17 protein-coding genes are annotated in these 26,652 nt (G+C 73.5%); 10 read left to right on the forward strand and 7 right to left on the reverse strand.

Going from position 1 to position 26,652, the window contains the following annotated elements; translation table 11 throughout:
• Nucleotides 1-42: 42 nt before the first annotated feature.
• Nucleotides 43-1,845, forward strand: coding sequence for an acyl-CoA dehydrogenase (locus V6V47_RS15375; protein WP_334628885.1), 1,803 nt, complete (start codon nucleotides 43-45; stop codon nucleotides 1,843-1,845).
• A gap of 22 nt (nucleotides 1,846-1,867) precedes the next feature.
• Here V6V47_RS15375 and V6V47_RS15380 read toward each other — a convergent pair whose 3' ends face one another.
• The gene (locus V6V47_RS15380) at nucleotides 1,868-2,044 is read right to left on the reverse strand and encodes a hypothetical protein (RefSeq protein WP_334628886.1); all 177 of its coding nucleotides are present in this window, start codon (nucleotides 2,042-2,044) and stop codon (nucleotides 1,868-1,870) included.
• Nucleotides 2,045-2,330: 286 nt separating this feature from the next.
• Nucleotides 2,331-3,050 carry a spermidine synthase gene (locus V6V47_RS15385; RefSeq protein WP_334628887.1) on the reverse strand — a complete coding sequence of 240 codons (720 nt, stop codon included), beginning with the start codon at nucleotides 3,048-3,050 and terminating at the stop codon, nucleotides 2,331-2,333.
• Between the two features lie 127 nt (nucleotides 3,051-3,177).
• Here V6V47_RS15385 and eccB point away from each other — a divergent pair, with 127 nt between their 5' ends.
• Nucleotides 3,178-4,563 (forward strand): type VII secretion protein EccB, encoded by a 1,386-nt coding sequence (eccB, locus tag V6V47_RS15390; protein ID WP_334628888.1) that lies wholly within the window; start codon nucleotides 3,178-3,180, stop codon nucleotides 4,561-4,563.
• A 59-nt stretch (nucleotides 4,564-4,622) separates the two neighbouring features.
• Here eccB and V6V47_RS15395 read toward each other — a convergent pair whose 3' ends face one another.
• The 5 genes from V6V47_RS15395 to V6V47_RS15415 form a co-directional block, all read right to left on the reverse strand.
• The gene (locus V6V47_RS15395) at nucleotides 4,623-5,228 is read right to left on the reverse strand and encodes a class I SAM-dependent methyltransferase (protein WP_334628889.1); all 606 of its coding nucleotides are present in this window, start codon (nucleotides 5,226-5,228) and stop codon (nucleotides 4,623-4,625) included.
• A 55-nt stretch (nucleotides 5,229-5,283) separates the two neighbouring features.
• The gene (locus V6V47_RS15400) at nucleotides 5,284-5,895 is read right to left on the reverse strand and encodes a class I SAM-dependent methyltransferase (protein ID WP_334628890.1); all 612 of its coding nucleotides are present in this window, start codon (nucleotides 5,893-5,895) and stop codon (nucleotides 5,284-5,286) included.
• 112 nt (nucleotides 5,896-6,007) lie between these two features.
• Complete coding sequence (locus V6V47_RS15405; protein ID WP_334628891.1) at nucleotides 6,008-6,874, reverse strand: carbohydrate ABC transporter permease; 867 nt, start codon at nucleotides 6,872-6,874, stop codon at nucleotides 6,008-6,010.
• The gene (locus tag V6V47_RS15410; RefSeq protein ID WP_334628892.1) at nucleotides 6,874-7,833 is read right to left on the reverse strand and encodes a carbohydrate ABC transporter permease; all 960 of its coding nucleotides are present in this window, start codon (nucleotides 7,831-7,833) and stop codon (nucleotides 6,874-6,876) included. Before V6V47_RS15410 ends, V6V47_RS15405 begins: the two co-directional genes overlap by 1 nt.
• Complete coding sequence (locus V6V47_RS15415) at nucleotides 7,830-9,224, reverse strand: ABC transporter substrate-binding protein (RefSeq protein ID WP_334628893.1); 1,395 nt, start codon at nucleotides 9,222-9,224, stop codon at nucleotides 7,830-7,832. Before V6V47_RS15415 ends, V6V47_RS15410 begins: the two co-directional genes overlap by 4 nt.
• Nucleotides 9,225-9,340: 116 nt before the next feature.
• Between V6V47_RS15415 and V6V47_RS15420 the strand changes: the two genes are divergently transcribed.
• The 8 genes from V6V47_RS15420 (at nucleotide 9,341) to V6V47_RS15455 (ending at nucleotide 26,646) form a co-directional block, all read left to right on the forward strand.
• The gene (locus V6V47_RS15420) at nucleotides 9,341-10,378 is read left to right on the forward strand and encodes a zinc-dependent alcohol dehydrogenase (RefSeq protein ID WP_334628894.1); all 1,038 of its coding nucleotides are present in this window, start codon (nucleotides 9,341-9,343) and stop codon (nucleotides 10,376-10,378) included.
• Nucleotides 10,379-11,200 carry a sugar phosphate isomerase/epimerase family protein gene (locus tag V6V47_RS15425; protein WP_334628895.1) on the forward strand — a complete coding sequence of 274 codons (822 nt, stop codon included), beginning with the start codon at nucleotides 10,379-10,381 and terminating at the stop codon, nucleotides 11,198-11,200. It abuts the gene before it with no gap.
• Nucleotides 11,197-12,558 (forward strand): MGH1-like glycoside hydrolase domain-containing protein, encoded by a 1,362-nt coding sequence (locus tag V6V47_RS15430; protein WP_334628896.1) that lies wholly within the window; start codon nucleotides 11,197-11,199, stop codon nucleotides 12,556-12,558. Before V6V47_RS15425 ends, V6V47_RS15430 begins: the two co-directional genes overlap by 4 nt.
• 389 nt (nucleotides 12,559-12,947) lie before the next feature.
• The gene (locus V6V47_RS15435) at nucleotides 12,948-13,853 is read left to right on the forward strand and encodes a DUF2267 domain-containing protein (protein ID WP_334628897.1); all 906 of its coding nucleotides are present in this window, start codon (nucleotides 12,948-12,950) and stop codon (nucleotides 13,851-13,853) included.
• Nucleotides 13,854-14,181: 328 nt separating this feature from the next.
• Entirely contained in the window at nucleotides 14,182-17,688 is a 3,507-nt protein-coding gene (locus V6V47_RS15440) for an AMP-binding protein (protein WP_334628898.1), read from the forward strand.
• On the forward strand, nucleotides 17,685-20,804 hold the full coding sequence (locus tag V6V47_RS15445) for a thioesterase domain-containing protein (RefSeq protein WP_334628899.1): 3,120 nt from the start codon (nucleotides 17,685-17,687) through the stop codon (nucleotides 20,802-20,804). The genes V6V47_RS15440 and V6V47_RS15445 overlap by 4 nt, the downstream gene beginning before the upstream one ends.
• Complete coding sequence (locus V6V47_RS15450; RefSeq protein ID WP_334628900.1) at nucleotides 20,801-23,128, forward strand: lantibiotic dehydratase; 2,328 nt, start codon at nucleotides 20,801-20,803, stop codon at nucleotides 23,126-23,128. The genes V6V47_RS15445 and V6V47_RS15450 overlap by 4 nt, the downstream gene beginning before the upstream one ends.
• The gene (locus V6V47_RS15455; protein ID WP_334628901.1) at nucleotides 23,125-26,646 is read left to right on the forward strand and encodes an amino acid adenylation domain-containing protein; all 3,522 of its coding nucleotides are present in this window, start codon (nucleotides 23,125-23,127) and stop codon (nucleotides 26,644-26,646) included. Before V6V47_RS15450 ends, V6V47_RS15455 begins: the two co-directional genes overlap by 4 nt.
• Nucleotides 26,647-26,652: the final 6 nt, after the last annotated feature.

A 26,652-nucleotide genomic window follows, 5' to 3' on the forward strand; every position in this document is an offset into this window, starting at 1 on the left:
GCGCCCCGCACCTACCCACCCCCGTGCCCGCTGAGGAGTGCCGTGCCGTCCACCCTGCTCTCCCGTCGCGACCTGGAGTTCCTGCTGCACGACTGGCTGCGGGTGACCCAGCTCGTCGAGCGCCCCCGCTACGCCGAGCACTCCCGGGAGACCTTCGACGACGCCCTGGACCTCGCCGAGCGGGTGGCCACCGAGCAGTTCGCCCCGCACAACCGCGCCGCCGACCTCGCCGAGCCCACCTTCGACGGGCAGCGGGTGCGGCTGATCCCGGAGGTCCGCGCGGCACTGGACAGCTTCGCCGAGACCGGCCTGCTCTCCGCCGGGTTGGACGCCTCGGTCGGCGGCCTGCAACTGCCGCACGCCGTCGCGGCAGCCTGCTTCGCCTGGTTCCAGGCCGCCAACGTGTCCACGTCGGCGTACCCGTTCCTCACCCTCGGCAACGCCAACCTGCTGCTGGCGCACGGCAGCCCCGAGCAGGTCGACACCTACGTCCGACCCATGCTGGAGGGCCGGTTCTACGGCACCATGTGCCTGTCCGAGCCGCACGCGGGCAGCTCACTGGCCGACATCACCACCCGCGCCGAGCCGCAGGACGACGGCACGTACCGGCTCTTCGGCACCAAGATGTGGATCTCCGGTGGCGATCATGAGCTGGCCGAGAACATCGTCCACCTGGTGCTGGCGCGCATCCCCGGCGCTCCGCCCGGGGTGAAGGGCATCTCGTTGTTCATCGTGCCCAAGGTGCTGGTCGGGTCGGACGGGTCGCTCGGCGACCGCAACGACGTGGTCCTGGTCGGGCTCAACCACAAGATGGGCTTCCGGGGCACCACCAACACCCTGCTCAGCTTCGGCGACGGCGGGCACCTCCCGGCCGGGCGGGCTGGTGCGGTGGGCCACCTGGTCGGCCCGCCGCACCAGGGGTTGGCGCAGATGTTCCACATGATGAACGAGGCCCGGATCGGGGTGGGGGCCGGCGCCACGGCGCTGGGCTACACCGGCTACCTCAAGAGCCTGGCGTACGCCCGGGAACGGCCGCAGGGCCGCCCGGTCGGCGCCAAGGACCCGGGTACGCCGCAGGTGCCGATCATCGACCACCCCGACGTACGCCGGATGCTGCTGGCGCAGAAGAGCTACGTGGAGGGGGCGCTGGCTCTGGTCCTCTACTGCGCCCGGCTGCTCGACGAGGAGAAGACCGCCCCCGCCGAGGCGGACCGCGAGCGGGCGCACCTGCTGCTGGACGTCCTCACCCCGATCGCCAAGAGCTGGCCGTCGCAGTGGTGCCTCACCGCCAACGACCTGGCGATCCAGGTGCTCGGCGGCGCTGGTTACACCCGTGACCACGACGTCGAGCAGCACTACCGGGACAACCGACTGAACCCGATCCACGAGGGCACCCACGGCATCCAGGCGCTGGATCTGCTGGGGCGCAAGATGATCATGCAGAAGGGTGCGGGCCTGACCCTGCTGACCGGGACGATCCGCGACACGATCGACCGCGCCCGCAAGGCCGAGGGCGAGGCCGCCGAGCTGGCCGGCCGGCTGGCCGACTCGGTGGACCGGCTCGTCGACAGCACCCGCCGGCTCTGGGCCGACGGTGATCCGGTGCTCGCGCTGGCCAACGCCAGCGTCTACCTGGAGGCGGCCGGGCACGTCGTGATCGCCTGGATGTGGCTGGAGCAGGTGCTGGCCCTGCCACCGGAGGGGGCCGGTGACGCCTTCCACGCCGGTAAGCGGCAGGCCGCGCGCTACTTCTTCACGGTCGAGCTGCCCCGTACCGGTCCACAGTTCGACCTGCTGGACAGCCGGGACCAGACCACGCTGGCGATGCACGCCGACTGGTTCTGAGCGGGCCCGGCCCCGCCGTGCGTCACCGTCGGCTCTGGTGACGCACCGCGGCCTTCCCACCCTTGACCACACCCAGGATGATCACGATTACCAGCGCGATCAAGCCGATGATGATCAGCCAGCGGACCGCCTCAAGAATCAGCCCGAGCAGGATCAACACGCCAGCGACCACGCCCACGACCCAGAGCAGTGCACGCATGTCCACCTCCGGTAACCGGTCGCGCCCGCGGCAACGACGTCCGGGTCACCTTCCCGATCCGGCCGAAACCATGCCCGAGCACAGCGCTCGCCCAGAGTCAGGGGTCAACGTCCGCTCAAAGCCTTGATCGACTCGGGGTCGCTGATGTCGGGGTGTCGTCGGCGGTGGGATGCCGCGACTTCGCCAACGTCGTGTTGATCAAGCGGTGGGATGCCGCGACTTCGCCGACGTCGTGTTGATCAAGCAGTGGCGCGGCAAGCGTCGGGCGGCGGCGGGCTGGGTTGGCTTAGCCGGCCTTGCGCGCGACGTAGACGGTGTTTGCGGACTGACCCCCGGTCAGCGGGTTGGCGAACGGCACGACGTGCGCCTGCGCGGTCGCGAACACCTCGACGAGCGCCGCGGTGAAGTCGACGTCCGGCGGATCGTCCGACCAGAGCGCGAAGACCCCCTCGGGGCGCAGCAGGGCGGCCAGCCGGCGTAGACCATCCGGTGCGTAGAACGCGGCGTGACTGGGGTGCAGGACGTTGCGCGGGGAGTGGTCGACGTCGAGCAGGACGGCGTCGAACTGCCGACCGGGCGCGTCGGCGTCGAAGCCCGTGTCGCCGGCCACCGCGGCGAAGAAGTCGGCCTGCACGAACCGGTTGCGGGGGTCCTCGGCGAGCCCGGCGGCGAACGGCAGCAGCCCCCGCCGGTGCCAGTCGATCACGTCCTCGATCGCCTCGACCACGAGCAGCGAACGCACCCGTGGGTCGTCCAGCGCGGCGCGGGCGGTGTAGCCCAACCCGAGGCCGCCGACCACCACGTCGAGCGCGTCGCCGGTCAGCTCGGCCAGTCCCAGCCGGGCCAGCTCGATCTCCGCGACGGGGAACAGGCTGGACATCAGGTACTCGTCGTCGAGCTTGACCTCGTACACCTCGACCTGGAGCGCGGGGTCCCGCCGCCGACGCAGGCTGATCGCGCCGATCGGGGTCTCCCGCCAGGCCAACTCCTCGAAACGCGCGCCCACGGGTGTCCTCTCGCCGCCAGATCCGTCCCCGGATGCTACCGGCCATCCCGCGGCGGCAACGCTGGGTCCACGGGACATCGACGCAGCGCATATCCTGTGCCCGGCCGATCGAGCGGAAAGGGACCACATGCCGTCGCGGCAGGACCAGCTGCACTCCTACCAGTTCAGCGTCCAGCGAGCGGTCGCCGCCCTGGTGATGCGGGAGACCGACCCCGCCCAGTCGCCATTCCGGCGGCTGGCCGGTGCCGGCCTGGCCAGCGTGCTGGTCGCGGCGATCGGGTTGGGCGCTTCGGCGCTCTACGGTCTGTTCGCGGGCGGAGGCAGCGGCTGGCGCGACCCGGGCGCGGTGATCGTGGAGAAGGAGTCCGGCGCCCGGTTCGTCTACCGCGAACAGAAGCTGCACCCGGTGCTCAACTACGCCTCGGCGCTGCTGATCGTCGGCGCGGACCGGTCGAAGACCGTGCTGGTCTCCCGGCGGTCGATCGACGGCGTGCCGCGCGGTCTGCCGCTGGGCATCGCCGACGCGCCGGATTCGCTGCCCGCGCCGGGTCGGCTGGCCACCGCGGCGTGGACGGTCTGCTCGACGATCCAGGCCGACACGGCCGACAAGACGCCGCGTTCGGCGTTGCTGATCGGCACCGAGCCCGACGGTGGTCGACCGCTCGGCGACGACGCGTTGCTGCTGCGCCACCCCGACGGCGGCCTGCATCTGGTCTGGCACCAGCGCCGCTACCTGGTCCGCGATCCGAGCCGGGTGCTGGCGGCGCTGGCCACCACCCGGGCCCAGGCGGTGTCGGTGGCGCCCGCCCTGCTCAACTCGCTGCCGGCCGGTGCCGACCTTGCCCCGCTCGAGCTGCCCGGGCTGGGCCGGGGCGCCACCCGGGTGCCGGGTGCCGCGATCGGCCAGGTCTACCTGGTGTCCAACTCCGGCGGTGGCCGGCAGTACGCGGTGGCGCTCGACGCGGGGCTCGCCGGGATCACCGAGTTGCAGGCCGGCCTGCTGCTCGCCCGAACGGGGCAGGGCGAGCCGGAACCGATGACGCTCGGCCGGTTCGCCGCGCTGCCCACGGTGCCCGACCTCGCCCCGACCGGTCCGACCGCTCCACCGCCGGCTCCGCCCCGGCTCGCCGCCGTGGACGGCGCGGCGCTCTGCACGCGGATCGGCGACGACGGAGGGGTCGGCGAGGTGCGCTGGGGCGTACCGCTGCCAAACCTGGCGGTCGTGCCGCGGACCGCGCCGACCGGTGGCGCGGTCCTGGCCGACCACGTGGTGGTGGAGCCGGGTCGCGGCGCGGTCGTCGAGGCCGCCGCGGCGCCCGGCGCGTCCGGCGGCGCCGTCTCCGTGGTCACCGACCTGGGCCGGCGTTACGTGCTGGCCGACCGGGACGTGCTCGCGATGCTCGGCTACCGCACGGTGCGCCCGCTGCGGCTGCCCGCCGGCCTGGTCAGCCTGGTGCCGGCCGGCGCAACTCTGGACCCGGCCGCCGCCCGGGCCGTCGCCGCCCCCGACTGACGCCCGGGCCACGTGCCGACGGCCGCGGGCCCGGGCGACGACCCCGGCGGTGACGGGTCTCAGTCGGCGGGGCGCCGCGCGATGCTGACCGCGAAGGACGCGTCGTCACGCCACGGGCGCAGGTCCCAGGTGGCGAAGCGCTGCTCCAGGCGCAGGCCGGCGGCGACCACGTCGGCGTCGAACGCGGTCAGCGGGTAACCGCGCTCGGTGCCGAAGCCCACCGCCAGTACGCCGTCCGGGCGGAGGTGCGCGGCGACCCGGCGCAGCACCTCCGGCTCGGTGCCGGCCGCGACGAAGGCGAGCACGTTGCCCGCCAGTACGGCCGCGTCGAACGGCTCGGCCTCGCCGGCCGCCGGCAGATCCAACTCGGCCAGGTCGGCGACCAGCCAGCGCGGGCCGGGGTGATCGGCGCGGGCGGCGGCCACCAGCGCGGGGTCGGCGTCGACCCCGACCACGGAGTGCCCGCGCTCGGCCAGAGCGGCGCCGACCCGGCCGGTGCCGCTGCCGGCGTCGAGGATCCGCGAGCGGGGCGGGACCAGCGTGTCGACCAGTCGAGCCTCACCGGCCAGGTCCACGCCGTCGGCGGCGAGCTTGCGGAACCGGTCGATGTACCACTGTGAGTGCTCGGGCCCGGTGTCGGTCTCCCAGCGGGTCGGGTTGGCCATGGGGTCACCGTATCCGGGTCGGCAGCCACCTGGCGGCCGACCCGGGACAGCGGGATCAGGGGACTCGGGTCACCGTGACGAACTCGTTGTAGGTGAAGAGCTTCCCGAGCGCCCGGGGGAACGGGAACGAGTACTGCTTGGTGACGGTCAGGCCCAGCGCCTCGCACGTCTTCGCGGCCTCGGCGAAGTCGACGAACCGGACGTGCGAGGCGTCGCTGGCGTAGCCGCGTTCCTGCGGGGTGATGAAGACGGCCTGCCCGCCGGAGCGCACGTACGGCAGGTACGACGAGATGACCTCGCGTGCCTCCTCGGCGGGCATGTGCTCGAGCAGGTGGGCGGCGAGCAGGGAGTCGAACGCCCCGGGGCGGGCGTGCGGGCTCTCCTTGAACTCCTCGATCGTGTACGCCTCGAGGCCGGCGGCCCGGGAGTGCGCCACCGAGGTGGGGTTGTGGTCGACCCCGACGCCGTCTTCCAGGTTGGCCAGGTTACGGCCCAGGCCGGAGCCGACGTCGAGGGTCTTCCCGAGCTTCAGCCGGCGCAGATTCCACCGGTAGGGGGCCTGCACGTCGAGCATTTGCTTCCAGCGTGCCCCACCGAGTCGCTGCAGCCGATCGGTGTAGTCCTCGCCGGCCGTCTCGGTCGGACGTGCAGGTCGTGCCTGACTCATGCGCTGGCTCCTCAGCTGCGCCAGATAATGGACGTGCCGATGGTACGGACCGCAAGGCGACAGTGGGGGGTGTCACAGCCCGTGTTTTTCCCCGACGCTGCTGCCGGCCCGCTCACCCCTTCTCCGCGCCGCTGGTCAAACCCTCGGTGAGCAGCCGTTCGCTGGCGAAAAAGAGGATCACGATGGGCAGGGTGAGCACGACCGAACCGGCCATGAGCACCGTTTTGGGCACTTCCACCCCGTCGGCGAGGAGGGACAGCCCGAGCGACACCGTCCACCGGTCGGGCTTGTCGACCAGGAACAACAGGGCGAAGAGGAACTCGTTCCAGGCGATCATGAAGTCGTAGAGCGCGACCGCCATGATCGACGGCATCGCCAGGGGCAGGCTGACCCGCCGGATGATGCCGAGCCGACCGGCACCGTCGATGGCGGCGGACTCCTCCAGGCTGACCGGGATGGTCTCGAAGTAGTTCTTCAGCATGTAGACCGAGACCGGCAGCGTCTGCGAGATGTAGACCAGCACGAGGCCGAAGAGTGAGCCGCGCAGCCCGGCCCGGGTGAAGACGACGAACAGCGGGATCGCGATGACGATCGACGGGAACAGGTAGACGGCCAGGAACAGGAAGTCGACCTGCCGCCGGCCGAAGAAGCGCAGCCGGGCCACCGCGTACGCCCCGGGGATCGCGACCACCAGGGTGAGCAGGGTCGCCGCGACGGCGACCAGACCGCTGTTGCGGATGAAGGTGAGGAAACCCTGGCCGCCGTCGTCGGTGGCCCTGAGCACCTCGGCGTACGTGGCCACGGTGAGTTCGCCGAAGCCGACCACCAACGCCCCGGGGTCGAGCAGCAGCCGCTCGATGGGGCGCACCGAGAGCACCACCATGTAGTAGAAGGGGAAGACGGTGATCACCAGGAACGCGGCGATCACCAGGCGGCGCAGCCAGCGCAGGCTCACCGTTTCGACGGCGTCCCGGTCCATCAGCCGACCCTCCGTCCGAAGAAGCGCAGATAGATGAGCACGAACACGATCAGCACCACGGCCAGCACGACCGCCTGTGCGGCGGCGGCGCCGATGTCGGTACGCGCGGTGAGGAACTCGTACACCCGCACGCTGACCACCTCGGTGCCAGCCGCGCCGCCGGTGAGCAGGTAGACGTCGTCGAACTTGTTGAACGTCATGATGAAGCGCAGGACGCCGAGCAGGGCGATCACCGGCAGCAGCTGCGGCAGCAGGATGTGCCGGAACCGTTGGGTGGGGGTGGCACCGTCGACCCGCGCGGCCTCCTCCAACTCGCCGGGCACCGCCTGGAGCCTGGCCAGCAGGAACAGGAACGCGAACGGGAAGTAGCGCCACGCCTCGAACACGATCACCGTGGCCAGTGCGGTGGACTCCTGGGACAGGAACGGCACCGGGGCGTCCCAGCCGAGCAGCCGCTGCCCCCAGTCGTTGACGATGCCGAGCTGCGGGTCGAGCATCACCTGCCAGACGAAGGTCACCGCGACGACCGGGGCGACGTACGGCAGCAGCATGGACGCCCGGACGAGGGTGCGACCGCGAAACGGCCGGCGGACGACCAGGGCGGCGACCAGGCCGAGCAGGATCGACCCGACGGTGCCTCCGAGGCTGTAGAGCAGCGTGGTCCAGAGCGTCTCGGCGAAGCCGGGGGTGTGCAGCACCCGGTCGACGTTGTCCATGGTGAACTCGCCGACCAGTCCGGTCTTGCGCAGCGTGGCGAGCCGGACCCGCTGGAAGGCGAGCACCACGGTCCAGATGATCGGGATGCCGATCACCGCGATGGTGACGAGCAGGGTCGGGGCGACCAGCGCGAGCCCGGCCCGGGACTCGCGGCGGCGCAGGGTCAGCGGTCGGCGGCGGCGGGCCGGGGCCGGCCGCTCCCGGGTGGGGGAGCGGCCGGGGCCGGGTGCGGTGGTGGTCAATTGACGCCCGCCTTGATGGCTTCGACGTCCTTCTTGGCCCGGGCGGCGGCCGCCGCCGCGTCGGACTTGCCGGAGAGGACGTCGTTCAGCGCCTTGGGCACCGGCAGCTCGCCGAGCATGGCGCCGACCAGCTTGCCCTGCCCCTGGGTGAGCCCCCAGCGCTGGAAGGTGTCCGGGCTGCTGCGCAGCGTGGCCAGCACCTCGTCGCCGTACACGTCCGCGAGGGGCTTCTTCACGTCCACGCCGGCCTGGCTGGCGTTCCACCCGGTGAGGAACTTCTCCGGTTCGGCGACGGTGCCCTTGCGGACCGGGAATCGGCCCTCGGGTGACATCCCGAACCAGCGCGGGTAGCCGTCGCCGAGCATGTACTCCACGAAGGACTTCGCGGGGTCGGCGGCCGCGCCGTCGAGCACGGCCCACGAGCTGATCTCGCCGTACTGGGCCGGTTGGGTGCCGTTGGGGCCCTTGATCGCGGTGACGAACCCGCTGTTCTTCGCCAGGAAGCTCGGGTCGGCCTGGCACTGCGGGCAGGTCGGTTTGGCGTCGTTGCGCAGCCCGGCCAGCTCGTCGAGGATGAACGGCGACCAGACCAGCATGGCCGCCTTACCGGCGAAGTAGGTGGCCCGGGTGGTGTCCACGTCCTGCGCGCCCTTCACCGAGCTGGTGCGGATCAGGTCGCTGTAGAAGCGGAACGCCTCGACGCACTGTGGTGAGGCGAGGCTGACCGCGCCGGCGTCGTCGGTGAGTTGACACCCGTTGGCCAGTGCCAGGTGCTCGAAGGTCTGCTGGGTGAACACGTCGCTGGGGGCGGTGGCCGCGGTGATGCCGGCGACGCCGCCGGTGTTCAGCTTGGCCGCGGCGGCGGTGATCTTCTCGTACGTGTCGGGGGCGGGTAGGCCCGCGGCATCGAACAGGTCCTTGCGGTAGACGAGCAGCTGCCCCCAGCCGTCGCTGGGCACGGAGAGCTGTTTGCCGTCGTCGGAGGTGAGCTCCAGTGCCCGGGGGGAGAAGGTCTGCCGACCCAGCTGCTCGACGATCTCGGCGTTGGCCGAGTCGTGCAGCAACTCGTTGCCGGCGATCGTACGGATGCCGGCCAGGGAGACCGAGCCGACCACGTCGGGCAGGTCACCGGCGGCGGCGTTGGCGGCGATCAGCGAGGGGAACTGGTCCTCGTTGACGGTGACCAGCTCGACCTGGATGCCGGTCTGCGCGGTGAAGTCGGCGATGATCGCCTTGGTGGCGGTGACCCGGTCGGCCACGTCCTCCAGACTCCAAACGGTGATCTTTTTGCTGTTGCTGTCAGATCCGTCGTCGCCGCAGGCCAGCAAGGTGCTCGCGGCAAGTGTCATGATCAGGGTGGTGGCGAGTATCCGCCTCGGAGGTGCTGACATCGGTGGCACTCCTCTCGAAGGGTACAAGAAGGATTCAACACCTTCGATTGATCAATAACAAGACATATACCGATTTCTTGCCTATCCTGGAGCCCAGTGCTACCGGGATGTGACACATGGACAACTGGGTTGTCTCGCTCGCCGGGCCTCGACGGATCAGCCTCGAGCCCTGCCCGCCGGATCCGCTCGGCCCAGGCCAGGTTCGGGTGCGCACCTGCTACTCGGGCATCTCAGCCGGCACCGAACTCACCCTCTACCGAGGCAGCAACCCCCGTCTGAGCAAGGACTGGGACGACGTCACGCGGATGTTCGTGCCCCGGCAGACCCCGGTGCCCTACCCGCTGATCGGCTTCGGCTACGAGGAGGTCGGCGAGATCGTCGAGGTGGCGCCGCAGGTCACCGACCGGCACCGGGGGCAGCTGGTCTGGGGCATCTGGGGGCACCGCGCCGAGGCAGTGCTGGCCGCACAGGCGGTCCGCCCGTTGCCCGCCGGCCTGGACCCGCTCGCCGCGGTCTTCGCCCGGCCCGGCGCCGTCGCGCTGACCGCCGTGCTCGCCGGCGACCTGCACCTCGGCGACTGGGTCGGTGTCTTCGGGCAGGGCGTCATCGGTCTGCTCGCCACCCGGCTCGCGGTGCTCTCCGGCGCCCGGGTGGTGGCGGTCGACCGGGTGCCCAGCCGGCTGGCGCACGCCACCCGTTACGGCGCCCGCCTAGCGGTGGACGCCAGCGTCGAGTCCGCGGCCACCGTGCTGCGCCTGGCCAGCGGTGGCCGAGGTGCGGACGTCTGCCTGGAGCTGTCCGGGTCGTACCCGGCGTTGCACGAGGCGATCCGCTCGACCGCGCACGCCGGTCGGGTCGTGGCCGCCGGCTTCTACCAGGGCCAGGCCGCCGGTCTCGGCCTCGGCGAGGAGTTCCACCACAACCGCATCCAGTTGGTGGCGGCCCAGGTCTCCGGGCCGACGCCGGCGCCCGGCACCGCCGGCCGATGGACCGGCGACCGGGTGGCACAGACCTTCATGGAACTGGTGGCTGAGCACAGCGTCGACCCACTGCCGCTGGTCAGCCACATCGTCGACGCCAGCGCGGTCGCCGACGCCCTCGCGCTGCTCGACCGCGGCGCCGGTGACGTCCTCCAAGTGGTGCTGAGGTTCTGAATGACCACCATCGCGCTGGCCTGCCAGGAACAACTCCTGCCGGGCACCGACCTGATCGAGAAGTGGGCGCTCGCCAGCGCCCTCGGCTACCAGGGCATCGAGCTCCGTGGACGCGGCGACCTCGCGTTCGCGCGCCGGCTGCCCGAACTGCGCCGGGCACGCGCCGCCGGGGTGGTGATGCCCACCGTCTGTGTGGAGATGGACCACTTCATCGGCGACTTCGACCCGGGCCGCTCCGCCGACGCGGTGCGCAACCTGCGCTCGCAACTGTCGGTGATGGCCGAGCTGGGCGGTGTCGGGGCGATGACCCCGGCGTCCTGGGGGATGTTCTCCCGACGCCTGCCGCCGTTCGAGCCGCCGCGTCCGCCGACCGGCGACCGGCGGGTGCTCCTCGACGCCCTCGGCGAGCTGGGTGAGCACGCCCGGGCCGAGGGGGTCACCCTCTTTCTGGAACCCCTCAACCGGTACGAGGACCACATGGTCAACCGCCTCGACGAGGCGGCCGGCCTCTGCGCCGCGGTCGGACTGCCGTCACTGCGGGTGGTCGCCGACACCTTCCACATGAACATCGAGGAGGACGACGTGCACCGGGCGCTGCGGACGGCCGCGCCGTACCTGGGGCACGTGCAGGTCAGTGACTCCAACCGTCATCAGCCGGGTGCCGGCCACCTGGACTGGCCGGCGCTCGTGCGTACCCTGCTGGAGCTCGACTACCGTGGCTGGCTGGCGCTGGAGTGCCGGCTGCGGGGTGACCCGGTCCGCGCTCTGCAGCAGGCCGCGACGGTGCTGCGGCACGCGCTGCCCCGTAAGGCCGCGGCGTGACCGCCGGGGCCGCGCCGACCCGCACCGGGGGCCCGGCCGATCTCGCCGAGTTGCGCCGGCTCGCGGTGGCCACCTTGGACGCCAACTGGGAGCACGACCACACGGTGCCGTCCCGCACGCTCTACCCGCACCAGTGGAGCTGGGACTCGGCGTTCATCGCGATCGGGCTGGCCAAGGTCCGCCCGCAGCGGGCCTGGCGGGAGCTGGCGAGCCTGTTCCGGGCCCAGTGGGCCGACGGGCGGGTGCCGCACATCGTGTTCAACCCGGCGATGCGGGTCGGCGCCTACTTCCCGGGGCCCGAGCTGTGGCGCTCGTCGGTCGCCGTGGGTTCACCGGCCCTCGACACCTCCGGCCTGGTCCAGCCGCCGGTGCACGCGCTCGCGGCGTGGCTGGCGTACCGGAGGGCGCCCGACCCGGCCGGTCTCGCCGCGCTGCGTCGGCTCTATCCGGCGCTGGTCGCCCAGCAACGGTACCTGGCCGACCGGCGGGACCTGACCGGCGAGGGGCTGGTCTGCATCGTGCACCCGTGGGAGTCCGGTCTGGACAACAGCCCGGCCTGGGACGAGCCGATGGCCGCGGTGCCGGCCGAGGCGGCGGTGATGCGCGCGTACCGTCGGCACGACACCACGCACGCCGACGCCGCGCACCGCCCCACCGACCTGGACTACGCGCGTTACCTGGCGATCGTCGCCGCCTACCGCGACCAGGGTTACGCCGACCGGGCCCTGGCCGACGGCCACCCCTTTCTGGTGGAGTGTCCGCTGTTCAACGCGGCGTACGGGGCGGCCGAGCACGCGCTGGCCCGGATCGCCGAGATGGTCGGCGTCGACCCGGGTCCGCACCGGGCCCGCGCGGCCCACATCACCGAAGCGCTGGTACGTCGGCTGTACGACCCGGTGACCGGCACGTTCGCACCGCGTGACCTGCGCACCGACCGGCTGCTCCCGGCCCGTACGGTGCTCGGGCTGGCGCCGCTGATCCTGCCCGACCTGCCGGCCCGGCAGGTCGACGCGTTGGTCGTCGAGGCATGCTCGGCGCGCTTCGGGGTGGCCCGGCGGATGGAGCGGCCGCTGCCCACGTACGACCGGACCGCGCCGGACTTCGAGCCGCTGCGCTACTGGCGCGGGCCGAGCTGGCTGAACATCGGCTGGCTGGTGCGCCGTGGCCTGCTCCTGCACGGGCACCCGGAGCTGGCCGCCGGGCTGCACCGGTCGATGATCGGGCTGGTCGCCGCCGCCGGCTGCCACGAGTACTTCCACCCGGACACGGGAGTCGGGCTGGGCTCGCCGGCGTTCGGCTGGACCGCCGCGTTGCTGCTCGACCTGTTGGAGGAGGAGCGACCCACCGACGCGGGCTGAGGAGAGCGGTGGCCGCCTCCCGCCGTGGGGCCGTGCCCGGCCACCTGCGGGCCCGAGGTGCCGTGTTGGTGGGTGCGGTCGGCGTTGATCGACTCGGTTTCGGTGATGTCGGGGTGTGGACGGGCGCGGGATGCCGTGTTGGTGGGTGCGGTCGGCGTTGATCGACTCGGTTTCGGTGATGTCGGGGTGTCAACGGGCCTTGGACACCCCGACTTTCGGTGCGGTCGGGCTTGATCGACTCGGCCTCGGGGAAGTCGGGGTGTCAACGGGAGCGGGACGCCCCGACATCCCTGAAGTCGAGTCGATCATCGGCGCGGACCGCCGCCGTCACCTTTAGGCGCTGACCGCGACGCCGTTTGTCCCTCAGGGTCGGGGGTAAGCGCCCGGCCGTGACCGACACGGCGGGCGGCGGGGGGTTTCCGCACTTCATCGACGCGGTATCCCGGCGCTCCGGCCTGCCGACCGAGCAGGCTGCCGCTGTCACGCGCGCCGTTCTGCAGACGATGGCTGAACGGGTGACCGGCGGCCCGCCCGGCGATCTCGCCGGTAACCGCTCGGGCGATCTCGCTGGTCACCTACCTGACGACCTCGACGGCTACCTGCGCGCCCCGACCGTCGGCCCGGCCTTGCCCGTTGACCCCTCCGCGGCTGCCGACCCGGCTTCGGCCGTCGACCCGGCCGCGGTAGATCCGCTCTCGACCGACCCGACGTGGGTCGTTGACCCGACCGCAGCCGTCGACACGGCTTCGACCGACGGGGCTTTGACCGACCCGGCTTTGACCGACCCGGCTTTGACCGACCCGGCTTTGACCGACCCGGCTCTGACCGACCCGGCTTTGACCGATCCGGCTCTGACCGACCCGGCTTCCACCGATCCGGCTTCGGTTGAGTCGCACGGCGACATCACCGGGCGGGACGTCAGCATGACCGGGTTGGACCGGGGCATGACGAGGTTGGACCTGGGCGGGTTGGAACGGAGCAGGGGCGAACCACCGGACGCGGACATCGGGCCACCGGCGGACGCTGGACCACTGACGGGCGCGAAGCCACCGGCGGGCGCAAAGCCACCGGCCGGGGCTGGGCCGGCGGCGGACGCCGGGCCGGCCGATTTCCTTCGCCGCGTGGGCCAGCGCGCCGGGGTGGACCCGGCCACCGCCCGGGCCGGCACTGGCGCCGTCTTCGCCACCCTGCGCGAGGCGGTCACCGTGCGGGAGTTCCGGGAGATGGTCGCGCGGTTGCCGCGCGACGACGACGGTGCTGTCGGGCCCATCCCGCCGGAACCGTTCGAGCGCTGACCCGTCGTGAATGCACGGTCCGCAACTGCCGAGCCAATTCCACCGGTCGGGAAATTCCTCAACGCAAGGAATGTGGTACCGAAAAAATAGTCCGTGGTGATCGTTTTAGGCGAAAATCCGCCGCTGCACCAGGGGGATGATCGGACGATTTTCGTCATCCCTCGTCTGATCGCCCGCTAGCCCCTTCGGGTCGACTCTAGTCGATGATCTTTCCCCGGACGCATTGAGCCATATGCTCGTTCCATTGTGAAGTCCTGGGGGGGAATCATGATCAAGGTAGCCGACCGCGGCACATTTGTCCTCAATGGAGCGATGTGCGCGTCCTGAGATGGAAAACTCGACGTTAATCCATCGCTTCGGCGATGTCGCTACCGCTCGGCCCAACCATCCCGCCGTGCTCGGTGACACCGGCCCACTCGACTACGCCGGCCTGGCCGGCCTGGCCGGCGGGCACGCCGATCTGCTGGCCGAGGCCGGCATCCGACTGGGTGACCGTGTCGGACTTCTGACCACCCACGGCGCCGGCACCATCGCCGCCATGCTGGGCACCCTCGCCGTGGGCGCCACCTATGTGCCGCTGGACCCGGGCTTCCCGGAGCAGCGACTGCGCCACCTCGTCGAGGGCGCCGACATCACCGTGCTGCTCAGCGGTGGCGAGCACACCGAGCTGGCCCGGCGGCTCGCCACCGACCGGCCCGACGCGCGGGTCGTCCCCGCCGTCGACGTGCGGCCGGCGCCGCTGCGGCCGGTGCCGGTGGACCCGGACGCGCTCGCGTACGTGCTGTTCACCTCTGGCTCCACCGGCCGGCCCAAAGCCGTCGGGCAGACCCACCGCAACCTCCTGCACGTGGTGGACAACCAGATCGCCACCCTCGACCTGCGGCCGGCCGACCGGCTCAGCCTGCTCGCCTCGTTCAGCTTCGACGCGGCCATCCCCGACGTCTACCCGGCGCTGCTCACCGGCGCCACCGTCGTCCCGGTCGACCTGCGTCGCCACGGGCTGGCGTACGCTGCCGAGCAACTGGCCCGGCACGGCGTCACCGTCTACCACTCCACCCCGACGGTGTTCCGGTACCTGCTGGACACTCCCGGCGTCGACCGGCTCGACCGGGTCCGGGTGGTGCTGCTCGGCGGCGAACAGGCCAGCTACGTCGACGCCGCTCGCGCCCAGGGCCGCTTCGCACCGGGTTGCGTGCTCGTCAACGGTTACGGGGCCACCGAGATGACCTTCGCGGCCCGGTCCGCGTTGCCGCTGACCGACGTCGACCGTACGGCCACCGGCCCGCTGCCGATCGGCACCGCCCTGCCCGGGTACGCGCTGCGGCTGGCACCGGACGGCGAGATCGTGGTGCGCGGGCGGCACCTCGCCCCCGGCTATCTCGACCAGGTGAGCGACCGGTTCGGCCGGGACCCCGACGGGGTGCCGACGTACCGCACCGGTGATCTCGGCGAGCTGCTGCCCACCGGCGAGCTGCGCTGCCTCGGCCGGCTCGACCGGCAGGTCAAGGTGCGCGGGTTCCGGATCGAGCTGACCGAGATCGAGGCGGTGCTCGCCGCCGAGCCGGGCGTCGCCGAGGTGCGTGCCATCGCCCGCGACGGCGAGCTGCTGGCGTACGTCCGGCCCTCCGGGTCGCCGGTGGACCCGGCCGCGCTGCGGGCCGCCCTGGCCCGGCAACTACCCGAGTACGCGCTGCCCCGCGCCGTCGTGCCGGTCGCCGAGTTCCCGCTGACCGTCAGCGGAAAGATCGACGAACGGGCGTTGCCGGCCCCGGCCCGGGCCGTGCTGGCCGAGGATCGTCCCGCCAACCCGACCGAGCGGATCGTGCACGACATCTGGTGCGCCGTGCTCGGCCGGGACGCCGTCGGCCGCACCGACAGCTTCTTCGACGTCGGCGGGCAGTCCCTGCTGCTCGGCCAGGTGCAGCAGCGGCTGACCGAACGGTTCGCGGTCCGGCTGCCGTTGCTGCGGCTCTTCGACCACCCGACGATCGCCGCCCAGGCCCGACTGGTCGACCCGCCGCCGCCCACCGACCTGCCGGCCCAGCCCGTCGCCACCGCCTCGGCGTCGACCCCGTCCGCCGACGGTCCGCACACCGCGTCGGTCGGCGCACGCGACTACACCGGCGAGGAGATCGCGGTGGTCGGTCTCGCCGGCCGGTTCCCCGGAGCGCCGGACGCGGCCACCTTCTGGTGGAACCTCTGCGCCGGCGTGGACGCCATCCACGACCACAGCGACGAGGAGTTGGCCGCCCTCGGCGTCGGCCCCGGCCTGCGCGCCGACCCCCGGCACGTGAAGGCCACCGGGCGACTCGACGGTGTCGCCGACTTCGACGCGGAGTTCTTCTCCTTCGGCGACCAGGAGGCCGCCCGTACCGACCCGCAGCACCGGCTCTTCCTGGAGACCGCGTGGGAGGCGCTGGAGGACGCCGGCCACGACCCGAGCCGGTTCCCCGGCCTCGTCGGCGTGTACGGGGCGACCTCCGTCAACCGCTACTTCCTCTTCCACCTGATGGACAACCCGGCCGTGATCGGTGACGTCGATCCGGACGACTGGGAGGCCCGCCTGGTCGGCCGGCAGCTCACCGACCACCTGCCCGGCCAGGTGGCGTACCGGCTGGGGCTGACCGGGCCGGCGGTGGCCGTGCAGAGCGCCTGCTCCAGCTCACTCGTCGCGGTCTGCCTCGCCGCGCAGAGCCTGGCCGACTACCAGTGCGACATCGCCCTGGCCGGTGGCGTGAGCGTGACCTGGCCCCGGCACCGGCACACCCCCGGCGGCCTGGCCTCACCGGACGGTCGCTGCCGCGCCTTCGACGAGGCCGCCCAGGGCGCCGGCTTCGGCTCCGGCGTCGGGGTGGTGGCGCTGCGTCGGCTCGCCGACGCCCAGGCCGACGGGGACCGGGTCCTGGCGATCCTGCCCGGCTGGGCGGTCACCAACGACGGCGCCGACCGGGCCGGCTACGCCGTCCCCGGGCCGGCCGGGCAGGCCGCCGCCGTGGCCGGCGCGCTCGCCGCCGCCGAGGTCGCCCCGGGCGAGGTTCGCTTCATCGAGGCACACGGCAGCGGTACGCCGCTCGGCGACGCCATCGAGGTGGCCGCGCTGCACGAGGTGTACCAGGGCGCCGCCCCCGCCGATACCTGCGCGCTCGGCTCGGTGAAGACCACCATCGGCCACCTCGACGCGGCGGCGGGCATCGCCGGGCTGATCAAGGCGGTGCTGGCCGTCCAGCACGGGATCATCCCGCCGAACCTGCACTTCACCCGCCCGCATCCGGAGATCGACCTGGCGGCCGGCCCGTTCTACGTACCGACCAAGGTGCGGGACTGGCCCGACGCACCGCGCCGGGTCGCCGGGGTCAGCTCGTTCGGGCTGGGCGGCACCAACGCGCACGTCGTGGTGGAGCAACCACCCGCGGTCGAGCCGGTCGACGCCGGGTCGGCCAGCGCGCAGCTGCTCCCGGTGTCGGCGCGTACCCCGGCGGCCCTGCGGGCGGCCCTGACCCGGCTGCGGCGGCACCTGGCCGGCACCGCACCCACGCTGGCCGACGTCGCCGCGACACTGGCGCTGGGCCGACGGGAGTTCGGCTGTCGAGCCGCGGTGGTCGCCACCACCCCGGCCGACGCGGTCGCCGCGCTCGACGAGTTGCTGGCCACGGACACCCGGGTGGCCGGCCCGGCCGGCACTCTGCGCGAGCTGGCCGCCGGCTGGGTGACCGGCCAGGCCCTGGACTGGACGGCCCTGCACCCGGCCGACGGCGTCCGACGAACGTCGCTGCCCACCTACCCCTTCCAGCGGCAGCGGTACTGGATCGAACCTCCTCAGAAAGGTGTTCGGTGAACTGGTTCCTCTCCGCCGGCAGCCGCGATCCGGCACCGGTGCAATTGTTCTGCCTGCCCTACGCCGGCGCGGGCGCCGGCGCGTTCCGTCATTTTCCGGGCCAGTTCGGTCCGGACGTCGAGGTGCTGCCGGTGCAGCTACCCGGCCGGGAGAACCGGATCAGCGAGGACCCCCGTTTCCGGGTGGTCGACGTGGCGAGCGCCATCGCGGGGCGGGCCACCGGGCCGTACGCCATCTACGGCCACTCGATGGGCGGCCGGCTCGGCTTCGAGGTGGTCCGCGAGCTGCGCCGCGCCGGGCTCGCGCTGCCGGTGCGGCTCTACGTCGGTGGCGCCCGCGCGCCGCACGTCACCGCGCCCAGCCTCTTCGACGGGCTGTCCCAGGTGGACGACGACGAGCTGCTGCGCCGGCTGGAAACCGGCGGCGGGTTGCCCGCCGGGCTGCTCGAGCACCCCGAGCTGGTCGACCTGCTGCTGCCGCTGTTACGCGCCGACTTCGAGCGGGTGGACACCTACCGGTACCGGCCCGAGGAACCGCTGCCGGTGCCGATCGTCGCGTTCAGCGGTCGGCACGACCGGGCGGTGACCCGGGAGCAGAGCGCCGCCTGGCGGGAGCACACGGCTGCGGGCTTCACCCTGCACGAGCTGGACGGTGGGCATTTCTTCCTGCACGACGCGCTGCCCGAGCTGGCCGCCGCGATCCGCGCCGACCTGAGCGCGGCGCTCACCGCCGTGCCGCCGCCGGCCGTCGTGTCGACGTCCGCCGACCGGGCCACCGCGCCCGTCGACCCGGCACCGGCCGACGGGCACCGGGTGCCGCTGGGCGACACCGGCTGGTCGGTGTGGCGCGACGCCATCCTGCGCAGCACCGGCTTTCCGGCCGACGGGCTGACCCTGCTCTCCGCTCCACAGGCCGCCGCGGCCGCCGACGAGCTGCTGGCCACCGGCGCCAGCGCCGAGGTCTTCGACAAGGAGCTCGCCGAGGCGCTCTCCACCGCCACCCAGCGGATCAGCGAGCTGGCCGCGGACCCGCTGCTGCGCGAGGCGGTCACCTGGCAGAACCGGGGCGTGCTGGCCACCCTGGACGCGCTGGTCCGGGGCGGCCCCGACGCCGCCCGCAACACCCGTCGACGCGAGCGGGAACGCGCCCTGCTCAGGTATTGGCAGCGCTACTGCGGCAAGAACGAGACGGTCGGCTTCTTCGGCCCGAGCTGCTGGGTCACCCTCGACCCGGAGCTGCCGGTCGCCGCCGAGGTCCGGGCCGGCACGGCGCTGACCCGTGACCGTTGGGTGTGGTTCGAGTCCTGGGCGCTGGCCGCGTACGCGCAGCACATCGGCCAGGACCTGGCCGTCCGCCGCTGGTGGGCACCCCGGCTCGCCCCACAGTTGAGCCTCGCCGGCCGGGAGGTGCGCCGGCCGGGCCGGCCGCCGGTGTCGCTGTCCCCGGTCGAGGCGGCACTGCTCGGCGCCGCCGACGGCCAACGCCCGGCCCACGAGCTGGTCACCGACCCGGCCATCGGTCTGCGCCGGCCGGAGGACGGGTACGCGCTGCTCGACCGGCTGGTGGAGCGGGAGCTGACCACCTGGGACGCCGCGCTGCCGGTGAGCCCGGCCGCCGAGGAGGTGCTGCGGCAGCGGATCACGCAGGTCGGTGACGCTCCGGCGCGGGCCGCCGCCCAGGCCGGCTTCGACCGGCTGTGCGCCGCCCGGGACGCGGTCGCCGCCGCGGCCGGGGACCCGGACCGGCTGCCCGCCGCGCTGGACGCGCTCGACGAGACGTTCACCGACCTGACCGGGCAGACCGCACAGCGCCGGGCCGGGCAGATGTACGCCGGTCGGACGCTCTGCTACGAGGACACCAGCCGGGACCTGGACGTGGTCTTCGGCGCGCCGTTGCTGGACGGGATCGCCGCCCCGATGGGCGTGCTGCTGCGGGCCGCCCGCTGGCTGGCCGGCGCGTTGGAGGCCGCGTACGGGGCGGTGTTCCGGGAGCTGTACGACGAGCTGCGCGCCGAGAGCGGTGACGCCCCGGTGGCCCTGTCCGACCTGTGGTTCCTGGTGCAGGGCATGTTCTGGGGCAGCGGGCCGCGCCCGGTCGACGCGGTGGCGGGCGATTTCGCGGCCCGCTGGGCAGGGCTGTTCGGGCTGGCCGACCTGCCGCCGGGCAGCACCGACGTGCGGCTGGACGTGGCGGACCTGGCCGCCCGGGTCGACGAGGTCTTTCCCGTTCTCCGGCCGGAGTGGTCCAACTCCCGGCTGCACAGCCCCGACCTGCAGATCTGCGCGGCCGACGTCGACGCGCTGGTCCGTGGCGACTACACCGTGGTGCTCGGCGAGCTGCACGCCGCCTGGCCGTCGTTCGACTGTCAGGTGTTCACCGCCGCGCATCCGGACGTGGAGCGGCTGCGCGCCGCGCTGGCGGCCGACCTCGGCCCGAACCGGATCCGGCTGCTCTATCCCACCGACTGGCCGCGCCGCACGAGCCGGGTCGCCGAGGCGTTGATCGGCCCGACCGATCGGCAGATGGCCTTCGCGGCAGCGCCCAACGCGGACCCGGACCGGGTGCTGCCCACCGTGGCACTGACCGTGCACGACGAGGACGGCCGACTGACGGTCGTGGCCCCCGACGGGCAGCGCTGGCCCCTGACCGAGGTGTGCGCGGGGCTGCTCAGCCTGCACGCGGTGGACGGGTTCAAGCTGGTCGCGGCCGCACCGTACACCCCGCGGATCACGCTGGACCGGCTGGTGGTGGCCCGGCAGACCTGGCGGACCACCGTCGGCGCGTGCGACCTCGGCGCGGCGAAGGGGGAGCGGGCCCGCTTCCTGGCGGTACGGGACTGGCGACGCCGGCTGGGCCTACCGGAGCAGGTGTACGTCAAGCTCGGCACCGAGACCAAGCCCTGCTTCGTCGACCTGAGCAGTCCCGCCTTCGCCGAGATGTTGTGCGCGATGATCCGCGCGGCACAGCGGGACGGCGGCGACGACGCGACGGTGGTCGTCAGCGAGATGCTGCCCACCGCGCAGGACGCCTGGGTGCCCGACGGGGCCGGTCGGCGCTACTTCAGCGAGCTGCGGCTGCACATCGTGGACGCCGACGAGCCGGAACCGGTCCGATGAGTCACGTGCTGCCGCTGGGCGGGACGGGTTGGTCGGTGTGGCGGGACGTGGTGCTGCGTACCGCCGGCTTCCCGGCCGACGGTCTGGCCGACTTCGCCGCTCCGGACGTCGCCGCCGACGCCGATGCGCTGCTGTCCGCCTTGGGCACCGATGCCGAGCGGTCGGCCGCCGAGGTGTTCGACAAGGCGTTCGCCGCGGCCCTCGCCGACTCCTCCGCGACCGCCGGCCGGATCGCCGCCGACCCGTTGCTGCGCGAGGCGGTCACCTGGCAGAACCCGGAGATGCTGATCGCCCTGGACGGGCTGCTGCGGACCGACCCGTCGGTCCGCAACGTGCGGCGGCGCAAGCGCGAGCTCAGCCTGCTGCGCTACTGGCAGCGCTACTGCGGCAAGGCCGAGACGATCGGCTTCTTCGGCCCGGTCTGCTGGGGCACGCTCGACCCGGTCGAGGAGTCGACCCGGCTGCGACCGGGGCCGAGGCCGCTGTCGCGGCGGGAGGTGCACTTCGAGGGGTGGGCGTTGGTCGCGTACGCCGATCGGCTCGCCGACGACCCGGCCGTACGCCGCTGGTGGGCACCGGCGTTGCCACCGCACCTGAGTGTGGCGGGCCGGCGGTTGCACCGACCCCTGCACCCGCCGGTGGAGCTGTCCGTGCTGGAGGCCCGGCTGCTGGCCGGCTGCGACGGCCGCACCCCGGCGGTACGGCTCGCGGAGCGGGTGCTCGCCGACGCCGACGCCGGCCTGCGCTGCGCCGCCGACGCGTACCTGCTGCTCGACCGGCTGGTCGAGCGCGGGCTGCTGACCTGGGACGCCGGCCTGCCGATCAGCCCTCGGGCCGAGCAGGTGTTGCGGGCACGGCTGGCCGCGATCGGTGACGCCGCGCTGCGCGTCGAGGTGACCGACAGTTTCGACCGGCTCTGCGCGGCTCGCGACGAGGTCGCCGCGGCGGCCGGTGACGCGGACCGGCTGGGGGCCGCGCTGGCCGCGCTCAACACCGAGTTCACCGCCGTCAGCGGGCGCCCCGCCACCCGAGCGGCCGGTCAGATGTACGTCGGCCGCACGGTGGTCTACGAGGAGACCGCCCGTGACCTCACCATCACCGTGGGGACGGCGGTGCTCGACGCCCTCGCCACACCGCTGGCCGTGCTGCTCCACGCCGCCCGGTGGTTGACCGCCGAGATCGGTGCCGCCTGTGAACGGCTGCTCGCCGACCTGTACGAGGAGCTGCACGCCGACGGGCCGGTGCGGCTGGCCGACGTGTGGTCGCTTGCCCAGGGGCTGCTGCTCGCCCCGGATGGGCCGCTGGCCACTGCCGGAGCCGGCTTCACGGCCCGCTGGGCGGAGCTGTTCGACCTGGCGGCTCTGCCGCCGGGGCAGTCCGAGCTGCGGCTGCGCGGCGTGGAGCTCCTCGAGCGGGCCCGTCGGGTGTTCCCGGCCGACGCCCCGGGCTGGCCGTCGGCCCGGATCCACAGCCCGGACGTGCAGATCCGCGCCGTCGACCTGGCCGCGTTGAACCGGGGCGAGTTCCTGCTCGTGCTCGGCGAGCTGCACCCGGCCAACGCCACCTGCGACAACGCGGTCTTCGTGCCGTTCCATCCCGACCCGGCGGCGCTACGCGCCGGGCTGGACGCCGACCTCGGCCCGGCCCGGGTCCGGGTCCTCTACCCCGAGGGCTTCCCCCGCGTCACCACCCGGACCACGTACGGGCTGACCAGCCCGGCCGACCGGCAGCTCGGCATCGACACCGCCCGGGGCGGCGAGATCGACCAGCTCGTCCCGGCGACCGAGGTGCGGGTGGAACCGGCCGGAGACCGGCTGGCGGCGGTGCTGCCCGACGGCAGCCGGTGGCCGCTGGTGGAGGTCTTCGCCAACCTGCTCGGCTCGCTGCTGGTGGACAGCTTCAAGCTGCTCGACCCGGCGCCGCACACACCCCGGATCACCATCGACCGTCTGGTCGTGGCCCGCGAAACCTGGCGGACCACGGTCGGCGACAGCGGCCTGGCCGGGGTGACCGGGGAAGCCGCGCGGTTTCTCGCAGTACGCCGGTGGCGGGCCCGACTCGGCCTGCCGGAGCGGGTGTTCGTCAAGGTCAGCACCGAGGTCAAGCCCTGCTATGTGGACTTCAGCGGCCCGCTCCACGCCCAGTCGCTGTGCGCGATGGTCGACGCCGCCGCCCGCGTCGGGCCGGACGCCGCACTCGTGGTCAGCGAGCTGCTGCCGGCGCCGAACGAGAGCTGGGTGACCGACGCGCAGGGCCGCGGCTACGTCAGTGAGCTGCGCCTGCAGATGACCGATCCGAACAGCTATCCCGGGGGGAACGGGTGACCGACCTACTGTCCAGCAACGCCGTACGGGGCGAGGCACTGCCCTGGCCGGACGCGACGATCGCCGAGCTGGTGGTCGCGCAGGCCGCCCGTACGCCGGAGGCGACGGCGGTGCGCCAGTGGGACAGCCGGCTCAGCTATGCCGAGCTGCTGTCCCAGGCCGCCGGGGTGGCTGCCGAGCTGCGCGCCCGGGGTGTCGGCCGGCAGAGTCGGGTGGGGGTGTGCGGCAGCCGCCGGCCGGAGCTGGTGGCGACCGTGTTGGGGGTGTTGCTGGCCGGCGGTTGCTACGTGCCGCTGGAGCCGGGCGGCCCGCGTCGGCGGCTTCGCGGGATCGCCGCCGACGCGGGCCTGTCCCTGGTGGTCGGCGACGCCGCCGAGGCGGAGTTCGGTGACGCGCCCGGCATCGAGGCGGTCGTGCTGCCCGGCCCGGCCCCACTCGCGCCCTGCCCGGCCCTGCCCGGTGATCCGGCGTACGTGCTGTTCACCTCGGGCTCCACCGGTCGGCCCAAGGGTGTGCTCACCAGCCACCGCAACGTCGTGGAGTTCGTCACGGGCATGGCCGCGCTCAGCGGTGCCGACGCCGGCGTACGCAGCCTCGGCCTGGCATCGCTCGGCTTCGACGCGGCCACCATCGACCTGTTCGTGCCGCTGCTTCTCGGCGGGACGGTGCAGCTCCTCGGCGCCGAGGATCGTGCCGACCCGGTCCGGCTGGCCCGGTTCATCGTCGAGCACGAGGTCAACTGGGGCTTCATCACGCCCACCGTGCTGACCATGCTGGACCCGGCCGAGCTGCCCGGCTGGCGTACGGTGCTCTGCGGCGGCGAGGCGGTGCCGGCCGAGCTGGCCGCCCGTTGGGCGCCCGGCCGCCGCTTCCTCAACGCGTACGGCCCCACCGAGACGACGGTGGTGGCGGTCAGCGGCCCGTTGAGCGCCGTCGAGGTCGACCCGGTGCCGATCGGCCGGCCCCTGCCCAACCACCGGGCGTACGTGGTGGACGAGGCGCTGGACCCGGTGCCGCCGGGTGCGACCGGTGAGCTGCTGCTCGGCGGGCCCGGGCTGGCCGACGGCTACCTGGACCGGCCGGCGTTGACCGCCGAGCGGTTCGTCCCCGACCCGTTCTCCGGGCTGCCCGGTGAGCGGCTGTACCGCACCGGCGACCTGGTGCGGCAGGCCCCGGACGGGCGGATCGTCTACCTGGGCCGGGCCGACCGGCAGGTGAAGATCCGCGGGCAGCGCATCGAGCTGGGCGAGGTGGAGGCGGTGCTCGCCGACCTGCCCGGAGTGACCGGGGTGGCCGTCGAGGCGGTGCCCGGCCCGGCCGGCACCGAGTTGGTCGCGTTCCTCACTCCGGCGGACGCCCCGGACGACGACCGGCTGCGCGCGTACGCCGGAAGCCGGCTGACCACGGCGATGCTGCCGGCGCGGGTGCTGCGCAGCGCGGCCCTGCCGGTCAGCCCGATCAGCGGCAAGCTGGACCGCCCGGCGCTGCGCGCGCTGGCCGCGGGCCACACCGTCCCTCCCGCCGACACCGTCGCTCCGGACGTGCCCGGCGATCCTCTCGCGGCGGCCGTGGCCGGCATCTGGGCCCGACTGCTCGGCGCGGCACCCGGGCCGGCGACCGACTTCCTCGCCGCCGGCGGCAACTCCATCGCGGCGATGCGCCTGGTCGCCGCGCTGCGCGCCGAGCTGGGCCGGCAGCTCGACACCCGAGAGGTGTTCACCGAGCGCACCTTCGGCCGGCTGGCCGAGCGGGTGGCCGCCGCACCCGTCGGCGACGACCGGCTGAGCACCGGCAACCCGCCCACCCTCTCCCCACCGCAACGCCGGCTCTGGTTCGTCGACCAGCTCGCGCCGTCCAGCGCGCCGTACAACATCGCGGTCGCGCACCGGCTGCGTGGCCCGCTGGACATCGCCGCCCTCGGCGCGGCGCTGCGGACCGTCGCCGAGCGGCACGACGTGCTGCGCTGGCGGATCCCGCAGACCGCCGGGGTGCCCTACGCGGTCTGCGCCGAGCCGACCGACGTGGCGGTGCCGGTGGTCGACCTGACCGGCAGCGCCGAGCCCGACGCGGAGCTGGCCCAGATGCTCGCGGCCGGTGCCGCGCACCCCTTCGACCTGGCGACCGGGCCACCGTGGCAGGTGACCGTCTACCGGCTCGGCCCGGCGGAGCACGTGCTGGCCGTCACCTGGCACCACGCCGTCTTCGACGGCTGGTCGGAGCGGATCTGCTACGACGACCTCGCCTCCGGGTACGCCCAGGCGGTGGCGGGCGAGGTGCCCACGCTGCCCGCGCTTGCGGCCCGGTACGCCGACTACGCGGTGTGGCGCGCCGAGCGGGACCGCCTACGGGGCGGGCCCGACCTGGCCTGGTGGACGGGGCACCTGGACGGCGTACCGACCGTGCTGGACCTGCCCCGGGACCGCCCTCGGCCCGCGGTGCAGACGTACGCCGGAGCGGAGGCGGCGGTCCGGCTGCCCGCCGACACCGACCGCGCGGTCCGCGAGCTGGCGGAGCGGCGCGGCACCACGGTCGCCGCGGTGCTGTTGGCGGCCTTCGGCGAGCTGATCGCGCGGCTCACCGGTGGCGACGACCACGTGCTCGGGGCGATCGTCGCCGACCGGCGGCTGGCCGCGTTCGACGACGTCATCGGCTTCTTCATCGACACCGTGCCGGTGCGGGTCCGCACCGGCGGGGCGAGCTTCGCCGAGCTGGTCGACCGGTCTGCCGGGGAGCTGCACGAAGCCACCGCCCACCCGGGGGCACCGCTGGAACGCATCGTCGAGGCGCTCGGCGTCGGCCGGGACACCGCCCGCGCACCGCTGGTGCAGGTGCTGTTCAACGTGCTCAACTTCGCGCCGCCCGCGCTGACGTTGACCGGGCTGACCGCCGAGCCGGTGTCGGTGCCCAAGCCGGGCTCACCGTTCGACATCACCGTCTACGTGGTGCAGCGCGGCGGCCGTACCGGCGTCGAGGTGGTCTACAACCCGGACCTGTTCGACGCGGGGCGCGTCGACGACCTGCTCGCCGACCTGGCCGAGCTGGTGGGCGCGCTGGCCGCGGCGGCGGACACGCCGGCCCGCGAGGTGGCCACCGCGCTGCCCCGGCCCACCGTGCGGGTGCCGCAGCTCGGCGCGATGACGGTCGCCGGTGGTGACCCGGTCGGCCCCCCGTCCGCGCTGATGCCGGTCGGCCCGGACGGGCTCACCGAGACCGAGGAGCTGATCGCCGGGATCTGGCGGGAGGTGCTGGAGCGCGACCGGGTCGGGGTGACCGACAACTTCTTCGACATCGGCGGGCACTCGCTGGCGCTCGCCGCCGTGCACGCCCGGCTGACCGCCGCGACCGGCCGGTCCCTCCGCATGCTCGACCTGTTCCGCCACCCCACCGTCCGAGCGCTCGCCGCCAGCCTCGACGGCGCCGCCGACCGACCGGAGTTGGCCCGGGCCGCCCTGCGGGCCGCCGCACGCCGCAGTCGTACCCGTCGTAACCCACCTCGCCGCCCCGGCGGCTCCGCGTGACGAAGG

Source organism: Micromonospora sp. CPCC 205539 (genome assembly GCF_036906815.1).
In the GTDB taxonomy this organism is placed as follows: domain Bacteria; phylum Actinomycetota; class Actinomycetes; order Mycobacteriales; family Micromonosporaceae; genus Micromonospora.